At 48.3% G+C, this 18,530-nt stretch carries 17 protein-coding genes and 1 other annotated feature; of the genes, 10 read left to right on the top strand and 7 right to left on the bottom strand.

Going from position 1 to position 18,530, the window contains the following annotated elements:
• The first annotated feature begins 14 nt into the window (after positions 1-14).
• The 7 genes from rplS (at position 15) to L2713_RS08765 (ending at position 7,983) form a co-directional block, all read left to right on the top strand.
• Complete coding sequence (gene rplS / locus L2713_RS08795; protein ID WP_006080791.1) at positions 15-368, top strand: 50S ribosomal protein L19; 354 nt, start codon at positions 15-17, stop codon at positions 366-368.
• A 398-nt stretch (positions 369-766) separates the two neighbouring features.
• On the top strand, positions 767-1,858 hold the full coding sequence (locus tag L2713_RS08790) for a 3-deoxy-7-phosphoheptulonate synthase (protein ID WP_248967638.1): 1,092 nt from the start codon (positions 767-769) through the stop codon (positions 1,856-1,858).
• 62 nt (positions 1,859-1,920) lie between these two features.
• The gene (gene tyrA, locus L2713_RS08785) at positions 1,921-3,060 is read left to right on the top strand and encodes a bifunctional chorismate mutase/prephenate dehydrogenase (protein ID WP_248967637.1); all 1,140 of its coding nucleotides are present in this window, start codon (positions 1,921-1,923) and stop codon (positions 3,058-3,060) included.
• Between the two features lie 216 nt (positions 3,061-3,276).
• A complete protein-coding gene (gene hcp, locus L2713_RS08780; protein ID WP_248967636.1) occupies positions 3,277-4,941 on the top strand; it encodes a hydroxylamine reductase in 1,665 nt (554 codons plus the stop codon).
• Positions 4,942-5,022: 81 nt separating this feature from the next.
• Positions 5,023-6,135 carry an FAD-binding oxidoreductase gene (locus tag L2713_RS08775; RefSeq protein WP_428847967.1) on the top strand — a complete coding sequence of 371 codons (1,113 nt, stop codon included), beginning with the start codon at positions 5,023-5,025 and terminating at the stop codon, positions 6,133-6,135.
• Between the two features lie 162 nt (positions 6,136-6,297).
• Entirely contained in the window at positions 6,298-6,633 is a 336-nt protein-coding gene (locus L2713_RS08770) for a hypothetical protein (RefSeq protein WP_011623581.1), read from the top strand.
• A 45-nt stretch (positions 6,634-6,678) separates the two neighbouring features.
• Positions 6,679-7,983 carry a cation:proton antiporter gene (locus L2713_RS08765; RefSeq protein ID WP_248967634.1) on the top strand — a complete coding sequence of 435 codons (1,305 nt, stop codon included), beginning with the start codon at positions 6,679-6,681 and terminating at the stop codon, positions 7,981-7,983.
• Positions 7,984-8,131: 148 nt separating this feature from the next.
• On the opposite strand, the gene L2713_RS08760 is transcribed toward L2713_RS08765, so the two are convergent.
• Positions 8,132-10,135 carry a chorismate mutase gene (locus L2713_RS08760; protein ID WP_248967633.1) on the bottom strand — a complete coding sequence of 668 codons (2,004 nt, stop codon included), beginning with the start codon at positions 10,133-10,135 and terminating at the stop codon, positions 8,132-8,134.
• Between the two features lie 37 nt (positions 10,136-10,172).
• Positions 10,173-10,291, bottom strand: a sequence feature (Phe leader region).
• Positions 10,292-10,467: 176 nt separating this feature from the next.
• Positions 10,468-11,976, bottom strand: a complete 1,509-nt coding sequence (gene pepA, locus L2713_RS08755) for a leucyl aminopeptidase (RefSeq protein WP_248967632.1) — start codon at positions 11,974-11,976, stop codon at positions 10,468-10,470.
• 255 nt (positions 11,977-12,231) lie between these two features.
• On the opposite strand from pepA, the gene lptF reads away from it, so the two are divergent.
• Both lptF and lptG read left to right on the top strand, forming a co-directional pair.
• Entirely contained in the window at positions 12,232-13,344 is a 1,113-nt protein-coding gene (gene lptF, locus L2713_RS08750; RefSeq protein WP_011623577.1) for an LPS export ABC transporter permease LptF, read from the top strand.
• Entirely contained in the window at positions 13,341-14,399 is a 1,059-nt protein-coding gene (gene lptG / locus L2713_RS08745) for an LPS export ABC transporter permease LptG (protein ID WP_086903315.1), read from the top strand. The genes lptF and lptG overlap by 4 nt, the downstream gene beginning before the upstream one ends.
• Positions 14,400-14,505: 106 nt before the next feature.
• Here lptG and L2713_RS08740 read toward each other — a convergent pair whose 3' ends face one another.
• The 5 genes from L2713_RS08740 to L2713_RS08720 form a co-directional block, all read right to left on the bottom strand.
• Entirely contained in the window at positions 14,506-15,015 is a 510-nt protein-coding gene (locus tag L2713_RS08740; protein ID WP_011717856.1) for an RDD family protein, read from the bottom strand.
• 39 nt (positions 15,016-15,054) lie between these two features.
• Entirely contained in the window at positions 15,055-15,312 is a 258-nt protein-coding gene (locus tag L2713_RS08735; protein WP_011623573.1) for a DUF2960 domain-containing protein, read from the bottom strand.
• A gap of 37 nt (positions 15,313-15,349) precedes the next feature.
• The gene (locus tag L2713_RS08730) at positions 15,350-15,700 is read right to left on the bottom strand and encodes a DMT family protein (protein ID WP_037415674.1); all 351 of its coding nucleotides are present in this window, start codon (positions 15,698-15,700) and stop codon (positions 15,350-15,352) included.
• Positions 15,700-16,194 (bottom strand): GNAT family N-acetyltransferase, encoded by a 495-nt coding sequence (locus tag L2713_RS08725; protein ID WP_248967631.1) that lies wholly within the window; start codon positions 16,192-16,194, stop codon positions 15,700-15,702. The genes L2713_RS08730 and L2713_RS08725 overlap by 1 nt, the downstream gene beginning before the upstream one ends.
• A gap of 118 nt (positions 16,195-16,312) precedes the next feature.
• The gene (locus L2713_RS08720; RefSeq protein WP_380822987.1) at positions 16,313-17,806 is read right to left on the bottom strand and encodes a carboxypeptidase M32; all 1,494 of its coding nucleotides are present in this window, start codon (positions 17,804-17,806) and stop codon (positions 16,313-16,315) included.
• Between the two features lie 81 nt (positions 17,807-17,887).
• Between L2713_RS08720 and L2713_RS08715 the strand changes: the two genes are divergently transcribed.
• Positions 17,888-18,454: a DsrE family protein gene (locus tag L2713_RS08715; protein ID WP_248967629.1), complete on the top strand. Its 567-nt coding sequence runs from the start codon at positions 17,888-17,890 to the stop codon at positions 18,452-18,454.
• Positions 18,455-18,530: the final 76 nt, after the last annotated feature.

Raw genomic sequence — 18,530 nt, 5'->3', positions numbered from 1 at the left:
GAACGGAGTAAGTTATGAACAACATCATTAAAATGCTCAACGATGAGCAAATGAAACAAGACGTACCTGCGTTTGGTGCTGGTGATACAGTAGTAGTTCAGGTTCGTGTTAAAGAAGGTGATAAAGAGCGTTTACAGGCTTTCGAAGGCGTTGTAATTGCTAAGCGTAACCGTGGTCTGCACTCTGCATTCACAGTTCGTAAAATCTCTAATGGCGAAGGTGTTGAGCGTGCATTCCAAACGCACAGCCCTCTGATCGCTAGCATTGAAGTTAAGCGTCGTGGCCGCGTTCGTCGCGCCAAACTGTACTACTTACGTGATCGTTCAGGTAAATCTGCACGTATCCGTGAAAAGCTGGCTACTAAGTAATAGTACCCGCTACAGAAAACAAGACGTAGTGTTCGCACAGAAAACCGCCCTCGTGGCGGTTTTTTGTTGCCTGACGTTTTTCTTTTTAGCCATTTCGTGTGCGTTTCGGGTTAATACAGCTTTCGACAGAGAACCACTATGCCTTCAAGCCTTCGCCTTGTCTAAAGCGCGTTTAACTCCCGCGGAATGAAAACGCCCTAATACGATGGGTATAAATGCCGATTTTGTTAAATTCTTCCTTGATCTTCTGCCAATAAATAGGCATATTGGTCGCTTATTGTAATGGTGTAGCATTACGATATTACATGATAGCCTCGGCTATTTATTTTTCCCCGCAGCGGTTTGAGATCCAGACTCCTGATAATGTGGGGATATGACTTCAGTTTTAGGTGGTAAGCATGCAACAGGATACGATCAATAACGTACACATCAGTTCAGAGAAAGTTCTTATTACACCGCAGGAGCTAAAAGCGGCCCTGCCACTCTCTGAGCACGCGTATCGTTATATCCTCAATGCACGCAAAACCGTTGCGGATATTGTCCATAAGCGCGATAACCGCGTGCTTATCGTCACTGGACCCTGTTCTATCCATGATATCGATGCCGCTAAGGAATACGCCTTAAAACTTAAAAAATTACACGATGAACTCAGCGATGAGTTTTACATCCTGATGCGAGTCTACTTTGAGAAGCCACGTACCACAGTGGGTTGGAAGGGGATGATTAACGATCCTGATATGGACGAGTCCTTCGATGTTGAGAAGGGGTTAAAGATGGCCCGTGAACTGATGATTTGGCTGGCCGAACTCGAACTGCCTGTGGCAACCGAAGCGCTCGATCCTATCAGCCCACAGTACATCTCGGAATTAGTCACTTGGTCGGCCATTGGTGCTCGCACGACTGAGTCGCAAACCCACAGGGAAATGGCGTCGGGTTTATCTATGCCCGTCGGCTTTAAAAATGGCACAGATGGAAAGCTCGATGTAGCGATTAACGCGTTGAAATCGGCGGCCAGCAGCCACAGATTTATGGGGATTAACCAGCAGGGCCAAGTGGCGTTATTGCAAACCGCGGGAAATCCCGATGGACATGTGATCCTCCGTGGCGGCGCAACGCCCAACTATGATGCTAAGAGCGTTGCCGAGTGTGAGGCGCAGTTACATAAAGCCAAACTCAATGCTCGCCTTATTATCGATTGCAGCCACGGTAATTCCTCTAAGGACTACACCAGGCAAGTCCCCGTGTGTGAGGACGTATTTGACCAGATCTACAACGGCAATAAGTCCATCATCGGCGTGATGTTAGAAAGCCATTTAAACGAAGGTAATCAAAGTTGTGATAAACCATTGAGCGAACTGGCCTATGGGGTTTCTGTGACAGACTCCTGTATTAATTGGGAAAAAACCGAAAGCGTTTTACGTGCGGGCGCATCGAAGTTATCTTCGGTACTAGCAACGCGTTTCGATATGCTCAAAGTGGCCAATGCTTAAGAGTCAATCTTAAGAGCCGAATGTTTAAACACCTTATTTTAGGTGTGTAGTGGACTGATAAGATGAACGAAAAAACCACAACTGAATTAGAACACCTTCGTGGTCTCATCGATGGTGTCGACCAGCAATTGCTGCATTTACTACGTAAACGCTTAGATTTAGTCGCCCAGGTCGGAACGGTAAAACACGCCGCAGGACTGCCGATTTATGCACCGCAACGTGAAGCGGCAATGCTGGCAAAACGCCGCGAAGAAGCCAAAAACATGGGCATTGCGCCGCAACTGATTGAAGATATTCTGCGCCGCTTGATGCGTGAGTCCTATCTCAACGAGAAGGATGTCGGCTTTAAGCAAGTGAAAAACGATCTCGGTTCGGTCGTGATTGTTGGTGGTAAGGGTCAGCTTGGTGGACTGTTCCAACAAATGCTGTCGCTCTCGGGTTATCAGGTCAAAGTGCTTGATAAAGATGACTGGCAACAAGCGGAAACCTTATTTGCTGACGCCGGATTGGTATTGGTGACTGTGCCTATCGCCATCACCTGCGACATTATCCGTGAGAAACTGACCCAATTGCCGCAGGAATGTATCTTAGCCGACTTAACCTCGATCAAGACTGAACCTATGAATGCCATGTTGGCCGCTCACAATGGGCCTGTTGTCGGCTTTCATCCCATGTTTGGCCCAGATGTCGGCAGTTTGGCTAAGCAGGTTGTGGTGGTGTGCCATGGCCGCGAAGCCGATAAATACCAATGGTTGCTCGAGCAAATTGGAATTTGGGGCGCGCGGATTGTCGAAGCTGAGCCTGAACGTCACGACAATGCGATGCAGCTGGTACAGGCGATGCGCCACTTCTCGACCTTTGTGTATGGCTTGAATCTTTGCAAAGAAGAAGCGGATATTGAAACCCTGCTGCAATTTAGTTCACCTATCTATCGCTTAGAGCTCGCCATGGTAGGGCGCTTGTTTGCCCAAAGTCCTGAACTCTATGCCGATATTATTTTTGCCCAGCAGGATAGCCTGCATGCGATTGGCGATTATTTGGATAACTACCGTGAGGCATTAGAGCTGTTAAAACGGGGTGATAGGGACGCGTTTATCAGCCAGTTCCAAACGGTTGCAAAATGGTTTGGTGATTTTGCTCCGCAGTTTCAGCGTGAAAGCCGCATGATGCTGCAATCGGTCAGTGATATGAAAACAAACTGATAATGAATGAGTTAGCCATAAAAATGCCCATCTTTGATGGGCATTTTTTTAGGTTTTTCAGGCTGATTTCACCCTGTTAATTAGCAATTGCTGAAGGTGATCTCTCTCTAAGATTTCGCATTCGAACCAAGAAAAGGCTATCGCTTATTTACGGTTTCGGTAGACTTATTTTAAACATGCAAAAATAAAGCATGAATTTAAATTAGGAGTCTATCCATGTTTTGTATTCAGTGTGAGCAAACTATTCGTACCCCAGCTGGCAACGGTTGTAGCTATGCCCAAGGCATGTGTGGCAAATTGGCCGCGACCTCGGATCTACAAGATTTGTTAATCTACATGCTGCAGGGAGTTTCAGTGTATGCGACTAAGGCGCGTGAACTGGGCGTCATTAACCCTGAGGTGGATACCTTTGTTCCTAAAGCTTTTTTCTCAACCTTAACCAACGTTAACTTCGATGATGAACGCATCATCGCCTATGCCAAGCAGGCCGCTGAATACCGTGAAAGTTTAAAAAATGCCTATGAAGCGGCGTGTGAAGCTGCGGGTAAACGGGCTGAATCGCTCCCTCCTGTGGCGCAATTTGTACTGGGTACCAGCAAGCCAGAAATGTTGTCTCAAGCACCAGTTGCCTTACTCAATAAAGATAAAAATGAGATCCACGAAGATATCCTTGGGCTGAGACTACTGTGCTTATATGGCCTTAAAGGGGCAGCGGCTTACATGGAGCACGCCCGTGTTTTAGGTAAAACCGATGCTGAGATTGCTGGTCGCTTCCATGAGATCATGGCGTTTCTTGGTGAGCCGAGTGTCGATGCCGATAAACTGTTCACTACAGCCATGGATATTGGTCAGCTGAACTACCGTATCATGGCCATGCTCGATGCGGGCGAGACCGAAGCCTTTGGTCATCCTGAACCGACTGTCGTCAACACTAAACCCGTTAAAGGCAAAGCGATTCTGGTTTCTGGCCATGATATGAAGGACTTAGGGCTTATCCTCGAGCAAACGGCGGGCAAAGGCATTAATGTTTATACCCATGGTGAAATGCTGCCTGCGCTTGCGTATCCTGCCTTTAAAAAATATGCCCATTTAGTGGGTAACTACGGCAGTGCATGGCAGAACCAGCAAAAAGAATTCGCTAATTTCCCCGGCGCCGTAGTGATGACCTCAAACTGTATTATCGACCCGAATGTGGGCCAATACAGCGACCGTATCTTTACCCGCAGTATCGTGGGTTGGCCTGGTGTGACCCATGTAATTGGGGATGATTTTTCAGTTGTGATCGACAAGGCGCTTGCACTCGATGGCTTCCAATACGATGAAATTCCACACAATATCACCATTGGTTTTGCCCGTAATGCCTTAATGGCCGCAGCGCCGACAGTGGTGGAAAACGTCAAAAACGGTTCTATCAAACACTTCTTCTTAGTCGGAGGCTGTGATGGCGATAAGTCGGAGCGGAGTTATTTCACCGATTTAGCGAAATCGGCGCCAAAGGATTCTGTCATCCTGACCTTAGGTTGCGGTAAGTACAAATTCAACAAGTTGGAATTTGGCGATATTAACGGTATTCCACGCTTACTCGACATTGGCCAATGTAACGATGCCTATTCGGCTATTCAGTTGGCTATTGCACTATCACAAATCTTTGAATGCGATATCAATGAATTACCATTGAATCTCGTGCTTTCATGGTTTGAGCAAAAAGCCATTGTTGTGCTGCTGACGCTATTGTCGCTCGGGGTGAAAAATATCCGTACCGGCCCAACGCCGCCGGCGTTTTTAACGGCTAATCTTGCCAAAATTTTGGAAGAGAAATTTGGCCTGCGTAACACCACCACAGTTGAAGCCGATCTGAAGACCATGCTGAACGTGGCCTAGGCCGATTTATGCATGGAGTCACTGCGGCTTTCGCGCTAAAGCCGCAGTGTTATGGATACAAAGACGATGAATATCAGTACTATGCAAAATATCATGCCAAGTCCCGCTTTATCTTCTGCGCCTGCAAGTGTTGTGGGTTTTAGCCAGTTAGTGTGTGTGGAGCGCTGGAACGAAACCGCCGATGTGGTGAGTTTTCGCTTTCAAGCCGGTGAGCCGATGAAGTTTGATTATAAGCCGGGGCAATTTATGACCTTAGTGCTAGAGATCAACGGTGAGCAGGCTTGCCGCAGTTACACCTTGTCCTCAACCCCTTCGAGACCTTATTCCTTAATGTTAACCATTAAGCGAGTCGATGGCGGACTGGTGTCGAATTACTTGATTGATCATTTACAGCCGGGGCAAACGGTGCGAGTCCTACCGCCAACGGGGCAGTTTAATCTGTTTGATATTCCTGCCAAAAAATACCTATTTTTGAGTGCAGGCTGTGGGATCACGCCCATGTATTCGATGTCGCGTTATTTAACCGACAGTCAAATGAATGCCGACATTGCTTTTGTACATAGTGCTCGCACCCAGGCCGATATTATTTTTAAAACGTCATTAGAGACCATGGCTACGCGCCATCGAGATTTTAAGCTGCGTTATATTGTGGAGGATGTCACTACTGATACGGCTTGGCATCCCGAGGCGGTATTGCATGATATCGGCCGTTTAAGTGTTGATAATCTACGAGATTTAGTCCCGGATTTTGCCGAACGAACCGTGTTTTTGTGCGGGCCAGAGCCTTATATGCAGGCGGTCAAAACGACTCTTGCTGAGCTTAACTTCGATATGACTCAGTTGTATCACGAGAGTTTTGCCACAGCGGTAAAAGAGGCGCAAAGTCGCGTAAAACAGGCCGAAATGCAGACTGAGGCTCCTGTGAGTGGCGGTAACAGCTTTATGTTATCCATTGGCGATAAAAAGCGGGCTTTAACGGCCGAGCAAACCTTGCTTGAAGGGATCGAAGCCGAAGGCTTACCGATTATTGCGGCCTGCCGTTCGGGGGTATGCGGTGCGTGCAAATGCCAAGTGCTAGAAGGGGAGACCCAGTCCACAAGTAGCATGACCTTAACGCCTAGCGAAATCGAAGCCGGATATGTGTTAGCTTGCTCGACTAAACTCAAGTCGGATGTGACGCTGTCTTTGACTTGATATTTACCAGCGAAGGGCATTGGTCGCTTCAAAACATCGGTGATTTAAAAAACTCGTGCGGAAATATTTTTGCGCCTTAGTTGCGATTATGTCTGCGAGAACGTAAGGTTAAAGACGAGGGCGGAGTAACGCCCAGTCCCATCGTCTGGCTGGAGTCTCTCAATGACAACGACAACCACATATGCCGCAAAAATTGAAGATCGCAGCTTAGGCCATTTGCTTTACGCCTTAATGTCAGGCTTTCCGCTGTTACTGCTGCCGGTGTTGTTGAGTCTATTTATCAACTTGTCTCAACGGCATACGCAAGGTAATGCCTTGCTAGCATCACATTTACGCTGGCAACGTCATTCCAATGTGATATTTCTCGGCCTGTTGGTGTTGGGCTATTGCCTGCCGATCACTTGGCTCAGTCTTTCGATTTATCTTTTTGGTATCATTTGGTTTTGCCATCGCATTATTAAAGGCTGGTTAAGTCTGTTGGATGGTTTAGAAGTCTAAAACTTGTGCTAGAGTCTCTTCATCTTAGGGTGATTAGAGACTCTTATGACGAGTTATCAAATTCTCTGTATTCTTTGTGCGTTAGCCTTAGTCACGTCTGTGGCATCCTCGCGTTTGCATAAGCTGCAAGAAACCGTTGCCATTACCGCATTGGCGTTGGGCATGAGCCTGTTACTCTTGCTGGGCGGTAAAGCGCTTGGCGGCCATGTTTATGGTTACTTTGTTGCGGGGCTGGAGAAGCTCGACTTTCAGGCTCTGTTACTCAACGGCATGTTGGGTTTTCTCTTGTTTGCCGGGGCATTACAGATCCGCTTAAAAATCTTAAGGCATCAGAAATGGGAAATTCTCATCCTTGCCTTTGTCAGTACATTGCTCTCGACTTTTATCGTCGGTGGTTTGCTTTACTACATTGCTCCCATGCTGGGATTGCCCTTGGCCCTAAGCCATTGCTTGCTCTTTGGCGCCTTGATTTCACCCACAGATCCAATTGCCGTGTTAGCCATTCTGAAGAAGATGGGCGCGCCCGAAGATATTGCCATTCAGGTAGAAGGGGAGTCGCTCTTTAACGATGGCATAGGGTTGGTGATTTTTGTGGCCATCTCCCATCTGGCCTTTTCAACTGAGCCGCTGACCTTCTCGCAAATCTCGCTATTGTTCGTCCAAGAGGCGCTCGGTGGCGTCGTTTATGGCGCCCTGCTGGGTGTATTGCTGCATCATTTCTTTCGCTACTGTGAGGAAGAAACTCAGCTGATGTTGGTCACTTTACTGATCCCGACGGCGGGTTATGTCATCGCCGAAGTGTTAGGTGTGTCGGGACCACTGGCGATGGTGAGTGCGGGGATTATTATCGGTAACTACAGCGTGCCTAAGTATTTTGTGCGCCATGAGCGTGTGAAACTCTACACTTTTTGGTCACTGATTGAGTCCTTCTTTAATGCGCTGCTATTCCTCCTGCTCGGATTATTACTCCTGCTCGTCACCTTTAAGGCGCCATTATGGTGGTTTATGTTAGTGGCCATTCCTCTGGTTTTAGCTGCGCGGGCGGTGAGTGTATTGCTGCCCTATATCGGGTTTAGGTTGGTTAAGTCTTACAATCCCTATGCCGAGTCGATACTTATCTGGGGCGGGCTCAGGGGCGGTTTAGCCTTGGCCATGGCGATGAGCTTACCCGAGGGCGTGATTATCGACTCACAAACTGGTGCCGAGCTGCGAGAGCTTGTGCTCGTGATGACCTATGCCGTCGTGGTGTTTTCAATCCTTGTGCAAGGCTCGAGTATTACGGGGTTAATTCGCCGCAGTAATGCGGTGGCAACAGAGGCTAATCATCAGATTGCATCTGAGCGGACCTAGGTCTGCAGGGGCTAAGCTCGAGAGGTAAAACCCAAACGCGAAGCGCTAAATCCGCAGCCCTAAATCTACAGTCTTAAATCCTAAGCCCTAAACAATACAGCCACGATATTCGTGGCTGTATGTTCTTCAGTATCCTTATACACGCAAATTAGCGATATAACTCCCTTACGACCTCGCTCATCAGCGCCAATGAGTCATGTGTTTTATCTTCTTCAAGGGAGCAATTCAGCACTAGGCCATCGGCTTTCAGCTGTTTAATCCCTTGAGTTTGCAGTGGCAGCGCATCTTCGCTGATGGCATAACAAGGGTTAATCACTATGGGGAGATGACTGTTGGCCTTAATTTGGATGAGGCTTGCTAAATCCAAGGTGGGTAAGTTGGCATTGTTATAGGTACGAATGCCAGAGTCACATAGGATAAGCTGTTGGTTCCCTTGACTTAAAATCGTCTCGGTTGCCGCCATAAATTCCTCATAACTTGCCATATCGTTACGTTCGAGGAATAGCGGAATCGGCAAGGTACCTGCCTGAGTCAGCAAGGTCTGATTAAACATTTGTTTGCCCGTTAAGAACAGCATGTCGGCATGACCAGTCGCCAATGGCATATCCGTCGCCTGTTCGATGGCGATGACACAGAGCAAATCATACTGATGTAGGGTTTGGCGTAGCTTAGGGATGATGGCTTCGGCTGAGGCGAGTGAGTGACATCCGTCTAAAATCACCGCTTGGAAACCCGCTTCTTTTAGCTGTTTCACTCTGCGCTCAAAGGCGGATAAGGCGGCCTGTGACGACTCTTGCTGCAGTAGGCTTTTGCTCAACGTGATTTTGGCTATAGCACCAATATGGCCTGCGCCAATGGTAAAGGGGCCGCAGTGAATTTCACTCGCCTGCGCCTTGTACGCCTTACTGAAGCGATAGGGCGACGGGTCAAGGCTCACCGTGCTTATCACCTCAGCTTTTGAGGTGTTCGGCTCGATGAGTAATTGGCTATTACTGAGTTGCGTCGGTTTGACGGTTTCGCAGGGGTAACATCCTAATACTTTGATAAAGCGCGTGATCCTCTCGAGCTGCTTTAGCCCTTGCTGCATGGCTTCGCTGGAGATATTGGCATCGATATCCAGATAGAACATTTCTTCCCACGGCGTGCCTGGAATAGGGCGAGATTCTAGTTTGCTCATATTGAGCTGATGCGCTTTAAGTACCAATAGGGCTTCTACCAACGCCCCTGCCTTTTGGCCAGTAGCCATAATCAAGGTGGTTTTAGCGGGCAATTGCTCGGGTACGGCTACGGCTTTTCGAGCCACCACGATAAAGCGGCTCTGGTTAATCTTTTGGTTTGCAAGGCCTGACTCAATCGACTCGAGTTGGTACAGCGCGCCACCTTCGGTGCTACCAATCGCAGCGGCGCTATTGTTGGCAGATTGGTTGACCTTCTCCATCGCTTCGGCGCTGCTTGAGCAATATTCCAGTCTTAAGTCCTTGTGCTGGCTGAGATAACGGCTGCACTGACTGATTGGCTGCGGATGGGCATAAACAGTTTTGATATCGCTCAGTTTGCTACCCGGTTTGCCCAACAGGCAATGGCTGACTTCGATAGTCGTCTCGCCTACGATGGACAGACTCGTATGTTGCAGCACGTCATATACTTCGTTGATAGAGCCGGACGAAGTGTTTTCAATCGGCAAAAAGCCATAGTCTGCGTGGCCTGACTCAACGGCTTGGACAATCTCATCGAAACTTTGGCAACCTAAGTCGAGCATCTCAACCTGACGACGTTGGCAATAGCGAGAGGCGGCAAGGTAAGAGTAGGAACCGCGGGCGCCAAGGTAAGCGATACAGTACTGCTGTTTTTGGGTTTCTGGATTAGCACGGCCGTGGAGATAAGCCTGTTGATTAAGGACTGAGTCTTCGATAATGCTTTGATACAGTGAGATCACGTAGTGGGCATCTAAGCCTTTTTCTCGGCCAGCTGTGACTAATCTTGCCAGCAGTTCTTTTTCCCTTTGGGTGTCGCGAATGGGTCTTACATCCACTTCTTTACTGCGGGCCACTTCAAGGCTTAGGCGTCGACGTTCGGCGAGTAACGAGAGAAGCTCATTGTCGAGGTGAGTAATTTGTTCTCGCGTTTGATTTAAAGGCTGTGGTTTTTGCATTCTGACCTCATTTGCCACCGTATTATCGAGCGTTTAAGACGAAAAAGCCTCCCAGTGGGAGGCTTTGGATTTTTACTTTCGTTTTTACACAGTAAATCCGCCTCCTAGAGTGGGGGTGTAAAAAAGAAAGTAAAAAAAGCTGCGGTATTTGTTTTCATAGGGAGTAAAACTAAAGGGCGAGGGCGTGGCTGTCAATCAAAAATTATTCAATCGCGATTTTCTTTCATCTTCCCGTTGCTAGGCTGCAATTATTCCTCAGCCAATCGTCATTTCGCCTTCGAGCCAAATAAAAAAGGCGAAGAAACTCTTCGCCTTTTCAGTGCTATTAGCGATTACTCACCTAATTCTACGCCTGCGCGATTGATCAGGAATTGAGTCAGAATTGGCACAGGACGACCCGTTGAACCTTTATTCGCGCCGCTGTTCCAGGCCGTACCGGCTACGTCTAAGTGAGCCCAGTTGTACTTCTTGGCGAAACGAGACAGGAAACAAGCCGCAGTAATCGCGCCCGCTGGACGACCACCTAAGTTGGTCATATCGGCAAATGGGCTATCGAGCATATCTTGGTACTCATCCCACAGTGGCATACGCCATGCGCGGTCACCACTCTGCTCACCAGCATTTAGCAGCTCGTGTGCCAGAGGGTTGTGTGAGGAGAACAGGCCAGAGGCATGTTTACCTAAGGCAATCACACAGGCGCCTGTCAGAGTTGCCGTGTCGATAACCAGCTCTGGGTCGAAACGCTCAACATAGGTTAATACGTCACACAGTACCAGACGGCCTTCGGCGTCGGTGTTGAGCACCTCAACGGTTTGACCCGACATTGTGGTTAAAATATCACCAGGGCGGTAAGCATTGCCCGATGGCATGTTTTCACAGCCCGCGAGAATACCAACGACGTTGACTGGCAGCTTCATCTCACAGATGGCTTTCATGGTGCCGATAACACCAGCTGCGCCGCCCATATCGTATTTCATTTCATCCATGGCTTCGCCTGGCTTTAGTGAAATACCACCAGAGTCGAAGGTTAAGCCTTTACCAATCAATATGATAGGTTTTTCAGTGCTGTCAACGGCACCCTTGTATTCCATCACAGTCATAATGGATTCATTGGCACTGGCGCGGCCGACGGCAAGGTAAGAGTTCATGCCGAGTTTTGCCATTTGCTCTTCGCCCACAGTCGTGACATGCAGGTTTTCGTGAACTTCGGCCAATTGGCGAGCTTGAGAGGCTAAATAGGCTGGATTACAGATATTTGGCGGCATGTTAGCTACATCGCGACATAAATGCATACCGGCAGAAACAGCCATGCCGTGCTCAATCGCACGCTCACCTAAGGTCAGTTCGCGGCGAGTTGGGACATTAAATACTAACTTGCGCAGCGGACGACGGGTCTCACCTTTACGGGTTTTGAGCGCATCAAAGCTATATAAACTGCTATTGGTCGTTTCTACCGCTTGGCGAACTTTCCAATAGGTATCGCGACCTTTTACGTGTAACTCGGTCAAGAAGCACACGGCTTCCATTGAACCTGTTTCATTTAAGGTGTTGATGGTTTTAGTGATGATCTGCTTGTACTGGCGTTCGTCTAGTTCTCGTTCTTTGCCGCAACCGACTAACAGCACTCGTTCACTCAATACGTTAGGAACGTGGTGCAGTAATAACATTTGGCCTGGCTTACCTTCTAAATCGCCGCGACGCAGTAGATTACTGATATAACCTTCGCTAATCTTGTCTAATTGCTCGGCGATGCCGGATAGACGGCGGGGTTCATAAACACCGACAACGATGCAGGCTGAGCGTTGTTTTTCGGGGCTACCGCTCTTTACGCTAAACTCCATGAGCACTCCTAGATTCTTAAAGACAAATTTTTATATTTATTGGATAATGTCTGCTTGTCCCGAAAAGGGCCTAAGTTATTACTCCAAAGGTGATTTATTCTCGGCACTTGAGTCACGTTTTTGTGAAAAATCCGTGACATTTATTGTTTGCCAGGAACCCCTGAAGCTGGTCAGAAAACTATCAAAAGTAAACAGTTTACATGAAAGTTAGTCTGTTACCAGCAAAAAGATAAGTTTAGAGACCGGATCCTACCTGTGATTGTATTTAGATACCTTATTCGAGAAGTTTTAAAGGCGCAAATTGCAGTACTTTTCGTACTGTTAACTATTTTTATTAGCCAGCATTTCGTGCGCATATTGGCCGACGCCTCAGACGGTGAATTTCCTGCTTCTCTTATCGCTACCTTGATAGGCCTCAACTTACCCTATCTTGTTGTTCTCGTTTTACCTTTAAGTTTGTTCCTTGGGATCCTCATGGCCCACGGCCGCATGTATGCCGAGAATGAAATGGTCATTCTCCACGGTGTTGGCGTAAGTGAATGGTATGTTACCCGAGTAACTTTGATCCTCGCCGTTATCAACATGTTGTTTACTGGCTATTTATCCCTCTATGTTGCGCCTTGGGCCGAGGAGCAACAAAACCAAGTGCTCGAGAAAGCTCAATCCGAGGCGGGCCTTGCCGCATTAGTGCAGGGGCGTTTTCAGGCGAGCCCTAACGGCCGTGCAGTGCTGTTTGTTGAGCGTATCGGCAAGGATAACGATCTGGATAAAGTGTTTGTGGCCCAGTTGCCTGACCCTAATGACGAAATTGGTTTAACCAACGTGGTCGTGGCTAAGGGCGGACGGGTACTGGAAGATCAGAACGGCTCGCAGCAGTTACAGCTTAATGATGGGGTGCGCTATCAGGGCAGCCCACAACAAAAAGACTACCAAATGATTGAATTTGGTGGTTATAAGATGCAAATCAAAGAGCAACAGGTCGATGAGCGTCGCCGTAAACTCTCAGCCTTACCGCTGACGGAATTGATGAAAGTTGAAGGGCCAGAAGCCGTGGCCGAGTTCCATTGGCGTTTAGCGATTCCGTTGGCGATTCCTATCATGACACTTATTGCCGTGCCGCTGGCGCGAGTCAATGTGCGCCAAGGTAAGTTTGCCAAAATGCTCCCCGCGGTACTGTTATATCTTGGCTACTTTGGCCTGATGGTCGCGGGACGTAAAGCGTTGCAAGATGGTGTTATTCCACAGTATTTAGGCATGTGGTGGATCCATTTGTCGGCACTCATTATGGGGATTTTACTCCTAGGAAAAGACAGACCCTTATTTGCTCGTTTATCGACGGCAATGGCGCGTAAAAAGGTGGCCGCATGAAGATTTTAGACCTTTATATCGCCAGAGTTTTATTAAGCACTTCGGCGCTGTGTTTGCTAGTGCTGACGGGCCTGTCGGGCATCATCAAGTGGGTTGACCAGCTGCGCTTAGTCGGTCGAGGTTCCTACTCCATGATGGATGCGGGCATTTATGTGTTATTCCTCGTGCCTCGCGATATTGAAATGTTTTTCCCGATGGCGGTGCTGTTAGGGGCGCTGATCGGCATGGGGATGCTGGCCTCGAACTCTGAACTGGTGGTGATGCAAGCCTCGGGGATGTCGCGGTTGCAAATCACCTTATCTGCGATGAAAACCGCAGTGCCATTGATGTTGATGGTGATGGCATTGGGAGAGTGGGGCGCGCCAGTGGCCGAGCAAAAGGCGAATGAACTCCAAGCCATTAAACTCTCCGGCGGCAGTTTGATTAAATCCCACCGAGGCATTTGGGCAAAGGATGGTGATTTGTTCGTGAATATTGGCGAAGTCGCCGATATTGATAAGCTGAATAATATTACTTTGTATAAGTTTAACAGTGAGTTAAAGCTTACGAATGTTGTGCATGCCAAGAGTGCCTTGTTCAGTAAGGACAGCTGGCATCTTATGGATGTAAAGCGTACCGACCTAAGCTATGACGAAGTGAAGCTCGAACACTTAGATGAAGATATTTGGCGCTCAAGTCTCACGCCCGACAAACTTAGCGTAGTATCGGTCAAGCCCGAGGCCTTATCGATTCGCGGCTTAATGGGTTATTTAGATTACCTTAAAAATAACAGCCAAGACCCAAGCCGTTACGAATTAGCCCTGTGGCGCAAGGTGATGCAGCCTGTGACGGTCGGGGTGATGATGCTGGTGGCCTTATCCTTTGTGTTTGGGCCGCTGCGGACAGTCACTATGGGAGCGCGGGTGTTGCTCGGCGTGGTGGCAGGGTTTAGCTTCTATATCAGTAACGAGATCTTTGGCCCTATGAGTATGGTATATGAGTTGCCGGCCTACGTGGGGGCTATCGCGCCGAGTCTGTTGTTTACTGGCATAGCCTTCTACTTTATCCGGCGGTGATAAAACGCAGGTAATAAAAAACGACGCCATATGGCGTCGTTTTTTATTGGGGCAAATTAGCTTAATCACGGTTGTGAGGTTTAGTGCTAGCTTTAAGCGCTACGCTTTATGCACCATGCCAATTGCGCATTTGGTTGGCTTCCTTGGATAACACAACCACTTCTGAGCGGGTCATCATATCCTGTAGTGCGAGTTTATCGTCGTTGATCAGCACCCACAGATTACCAATGCCGAGTAATGACCAGACGATGCGTGCATAGGCGGTGATAAGGCTTAAGTTTTGGCCATTAGGATGTTGGATCTTAAGGCGCCAAGCGCGCATCCCGAGGGTTTGACCGCCCTTACTCCAAAAAAGCGCATAAAAAGTACCAACGCAGAGCACTAACCAGAGTTGATAAATCCCATGGTATATCGGTGTGCCATTGAGGGCGTCGGACACATGTTCAAAGCCATTCATGCTAATCAGGCCGGAGGCTGTGAGTCCGAAGAAAATACCAAAGCCGATGGCGCCAGCAAACATATACACGGCTACTGCGAGCAGCAGGTCATAGATCATTGCCCCTAAGCGGCGGAAGAATCCTGCACGGGGGAAGTTAGCATGTTCAGCATTTAACATCTGCAATCCTAATTCTAAATGGATAAATGACGATAAGGCTTAAGCCTCGGGTTCTTCATCGCGTACAAAGTGGATATTGCTAAACCCAAAGCGCGCAAATTCGACCTTGCGATAGTCTTTTTCGGCCTTGGCTCCTTTGCGTGAGGTCATGGCAATTTGTTGTTCCATCGCGAGAAACCTGGTTAAGTCTATGCCTTCGGCTTCGGCCACGGCTTCGTATAAATCGCGGTGTTTATCATAACTAAAGGCGATGGTTTTCGTCTCACCTTTGAAGGTGTAAGTCACTTGACGCGCCATGGTTCTCTCCTGAAAAAGTCCTGAAATAAGTCTGGAATTAGTTAAATTCGCTTCTAAAAATAAAATACACCGCCCCGAGAATACACAGGCCAGCCCAGAGATAGTCGAGTTTGAGCGGTTCCTTCATATAGAAATAGGCGAAGGGCACAAACAAGCTTAAGGTGATGACTTCCTGCAGGATTTTTAATTGGCCGACATTCATCACTGTGTAGCCGATGCGGTTAGCGGGCACTTGCAGTAGGTATTCAAATAAGGCGATGCCCCAACTGACTAAGGCGGCAATAATCCAAGGCTTTGAGCCTAAGGATTTTAAATGCCCATACCATGCAAAGGTCATAAAAATATTGCTAAGACAGAGTAAACCAATAGTCGTTAGGGTGGGGTTCATCATTCTTCTCGATGATTAAGCTTATAAATCATATACATTGCATCGTCGGTATAGCTGCCAAGGCATTTCTCAATGTCTTTAGGTTTAAAGCCCATTTTACGCCAGTAGCTATCGGCACCTTGTACCGCGACCAGAGAGAGGGAGCTTAAGTTAAAGCGATCCGCGAGTTGCTTTAAGCGCATTAGGGCCTTTGAGCCTGCGCCTAAACCTTGGGCCTTTACCGAGATGGCAATATCGTGCAGATACAAGGTATCAGCTTTAGGTAACTGAGTGATGGGTTCATACAGTGCGGGAGGCATATTGGTGGTCCAAGGGTGGGCGAGGCAATAGCCCACCACCGACTCATTCACCTCAAACACAAAGCAGGATTGAGGTGAAACGTGCCACTTGCTTTGCAATACATGCAGGGGTTCAGGATCCAGTTGGGAGTAACATTCTTCCTGGATCTGTAAAATAGCATCCCAATCCTCTGGGGTGATTGCACGCAGTAACATGGTCGACCTTTTTCCGTCCAAAACAGTGTGAATAAATAAGTTGGGGATTATATACCCAAATCGCAGCAAAAGCTTTGAAACTCGCCAGTGCTGCGATTATCTCGGCTGCTTACGGCGTTTACTCCAAATAACGTTGCTTCAAATGTTTGGCAAGATACAGGCTATTGAGCGGCTCACCTGTGGCTTGAATGATGAGTTCATCCGTTGTCAGTAATGAGCCTTTGGACCAAATATGTTGACCAAGCCAGTCAAATACTTGGGATAACTGCCCATTATCGATAAGGTTTTCAATCGGGCCTAAGCTTCGCTCCAGCGCAAAACGGCATTGGGCTGCATACATGGCGCCTAAGGTATAACTTGGGAAATATCCCAATTCACCTACGGCCCAATGGATATCCTGCATGCAACCATCGCGATAGTTACCATCGGTATTGATCCCGAGCAGTTGTTGCATCTGGCTTGACCAAAAATCGGGGAGATCATCCACGCTCAAGCTGCCGTCGACAAAGGCTTTTTCGGCTTCAAAGCGCAATAGAATGTGGCAAGGGTAAGTGACTTCATCGGCATCGACACGGATAAGCCCGGGATTGACGCGGGTATAGTGTCTTGCCAAGTCTTCGGCGCTAAACTCGCAGCCCAAATGCTGTTTAATCAGTGGTTGCAGTTGGCGTAAAAACGCGGGATTGGCACCGAGCTGCATTTCACAAAATAAGCTTTGGCTCTCATGGACGCCCATGGAGCGAGCCAATCCGGCGGGCTGACCGCGCCATTGTTTCGGTAAGCCCTGCTCATAACGGGCGTGGCCAGTTTCATGCACTATGCCCATGATGGCGCTGCTAAAATCGGCTTCATTATAACGTGTCGTGATGCGTACATCGCTTGGCACTCCACCACAAAATGGGTGGCTGCTGATATCGAGCCTGCCATGGTTAAGGTCGAACCCTAAATAGGCCATCACCGCTTGGCCGAGGGCTTGCTGTGCCTGGATTTCGAAGGGGCCGTTAAGGGTAAGCTTGGGTTCACTGGCTTGTTTTGCAAGCACATCTTGGATAAGACTAGGTAACCACGTTTTTAAGTCGCCAAAGGTCTGCTCAAGCTTTGCTGTGGTCATGCCGGGCTCAAATTTATCGAGCAGGGCATCATAGGGAGAGATGTTAAGGGCCTGCGCGCGAATTAAGGCTTCTTCCCTCGCGAGGGAAATCACCGCTTTTAGATTCGGTTTAAAACCTTGCCAATCATTGTTTTTGCGTTGCTCGCGCCAGGCATTCTCACACTGGTAGGCCATTTTCGTTTTGGCCTGTACCAGCTCACCCGGCACTAAGGTCGCCTGTTGATACTGATACTGCATTTCCCTCAGATTGGCCTGTTGCTCTGGGCTCAGCGCCTCTTGTGTGGCAAGTGCAAGGTTATCGCCAAGCTCTGGCGCCGTTTTAAGGCTGTGGATATGTAACGCCAGCTCTGCCATCGCATCGCCACGCTCGCTGCCGCCACCGAGGGGCATCATGGCGGCCTGATCCCAATCACCAAGCGCACTAAAATGTTCAAAATGTGAAATTTTCTGGAAATGGGCCGTGAGTTTATCGTAACTTGGCGTAGGTTCTTTGCTGTTCATAGCGGTATCCATAGACTCAATCTTAAGGTGCTGTCGTTATCTATTAGCACGAAAAAATAACAATAACAGGATGATAATATCATGCAGCCAAAATCACATCACACTAAAACCCTTAAAGTCATGACCATGGCGCTGTTGGTCGGTTTATCTAGCGCCGCCCATGCCGGAGCCGAGAGCTTTGCGCCTGGAACCGCTATCCCCGAATTTGGTCAAGTGGCTAAGGTCGAAAGCAACCTTGCGATCCCTGCGGGGATGAAGTTTAAGGTGGCATTCGATATGAGTAAGGCGGCCGATGTCGGCCAAGTGAATCGTCAGCTCGACAGCCTTGCCCGTTTTATTAATATGCACGTGGCGGCTGGCGTGAAAGAAAGCGATATTGAGCTAGCGATGGTGGTGCATGGCAGTGCCGTTGGCGATTTAGCCGATGATAGCTTTTATGCCAAGCAGCACAACGGGGCGCAAAACCCCAATAAAGCCTTAGTGAAAACCTTAGTGGCCCATGGGGTGAAGTTTTATATCTGTGGTCAGAGCGCCGCTTATTTTGACTTATACAACGCTTCTTTGTTACCGGGCGTCGATATGGCCCTGTCTGCGATGACAGCCCATGCGATTCTGGCGCAGCAAGGATTTAGTCAAAATCCGTTTTAGGGTAAATTTTTTGTTTGGAAACTAGGCTCGCCTTGCTATTCTGTCACTCGTAAGTTGATAATTACAGTGAAGTAAA

Origin of the sequence: Shewanella seohaensis (genome assembly GCF_023283775.1) — a bacterium.
Lineage (GTDB): Bacteria > Pseudomonadota > Gammaproteobacteria > Enterobacterales > Shewanellaceae > Shewanella > Shewanella seohaensis.
This window is presented reverse-complemented; position numbering and strand designations above follow the sequence as displayed.

Coding starts and splice junctions, on each gene's coding strand:
- rplS (WP_006080791.1), top strand. CDS start 15: ATGAACAACATCATTAAAATGCTCAACGATGAGCAAATGAAACAAGAC.
- L2713_RS08790 (WP_248967638.1), top strand. CDS start 767: ATGCAACAGGATACGATCAATAACGTACACATCAGTTCAGAGAAAGTT.
- tyrA (WP_248967637.1), top strand. CDS start 1,921: ATGAACGAAAAAACCACAACTGAATTAGAACACCTTCGTGGTCTCATC.
- hcp (WP_248967636.1), top strand. CDS start 3,277: ATGTTTTGTATTCAGTGTGAGCAAACTATTCGTACCCCAGCTGGCAAC.
- L2713_RS08775 (WP_428847967.1), top strand. CDS start 5,023: ATGCAAAATATCATGCCAAGTCCCGCTTTATCTTCTGCGCCTGCAAGT.
- L2713_RS08770 (WP_011623581.1), top strand. CDS start 6,298: ATGACAACGACAACCACATATGCCGCAAAAATTGAAGATCGCAGCTTA.
- L2713_RS08765 (WP_248967634.1), top strand. CDS start 6,679: ATGACGAGTTATCAAATTCTCTGTATTCTTTGTGCGTTAGCCTTAGTC.
- L2713_RS08760 (WP_248967633.1), bottom strand. CDS start 10,135: ATGCAAAAACCACAGCCTTTAAATCAAACGCGAGAACAAATTACTCAC.
- pepA (WP_248967632.1), bottom strand. CDS start 11,976: ATGGAGTTTAGCGTAAAGAGCGGTAGCCCCGAAAAACAACGCTCAGCC.
- lptG (WP_086903315.1), top strand. CDS start 13,341: ATGAAGATTTTAGACCTTTATATCGCCAGAGTTTTATTAAGCACTTCG.
- L2713_RS08740 (WP_011717856.1), bottom strand. CDS start 15,015: ATGTTAAATGCTGAACATGCTAACTTCCCCCGTGCAGGATTCTTCCGC.
- L2713_RS08735 (WP_011623573.1), bottom strand. CDS start 15,312: ATGGCGCGTCAAGTGACTTACACCTTCAAAGGTGAGACGAAAACCATC.
- L2713_RS08730 (WP_037415674.1), bottom strand. CDS start 15,700: ATGAACCCCACCCTAACGACTATTGGTTTACTCTGTCTTAGCAATATT.
- L2713_RS08725 (WP_248967631.1), bottom strand. CDS start 16,194: ATGTTACTGCGTGCAATCACCCCAGAGGATTGGGATGCTATTTTACAG.
- L2713_RS08720 (WP_380822987.1), bottom strand. CDS start 17,806: ATGAACAGCAAAGAACCTACGCCAAGTTACGATAAACTCACGGCCCAT.
- L2713_RS08715 (WP_248967629.1), top strand. CDS start 17,888: ATGCAGCCAAAATCACATCACACTAAAACCCTTAAAGTCATGACCATG.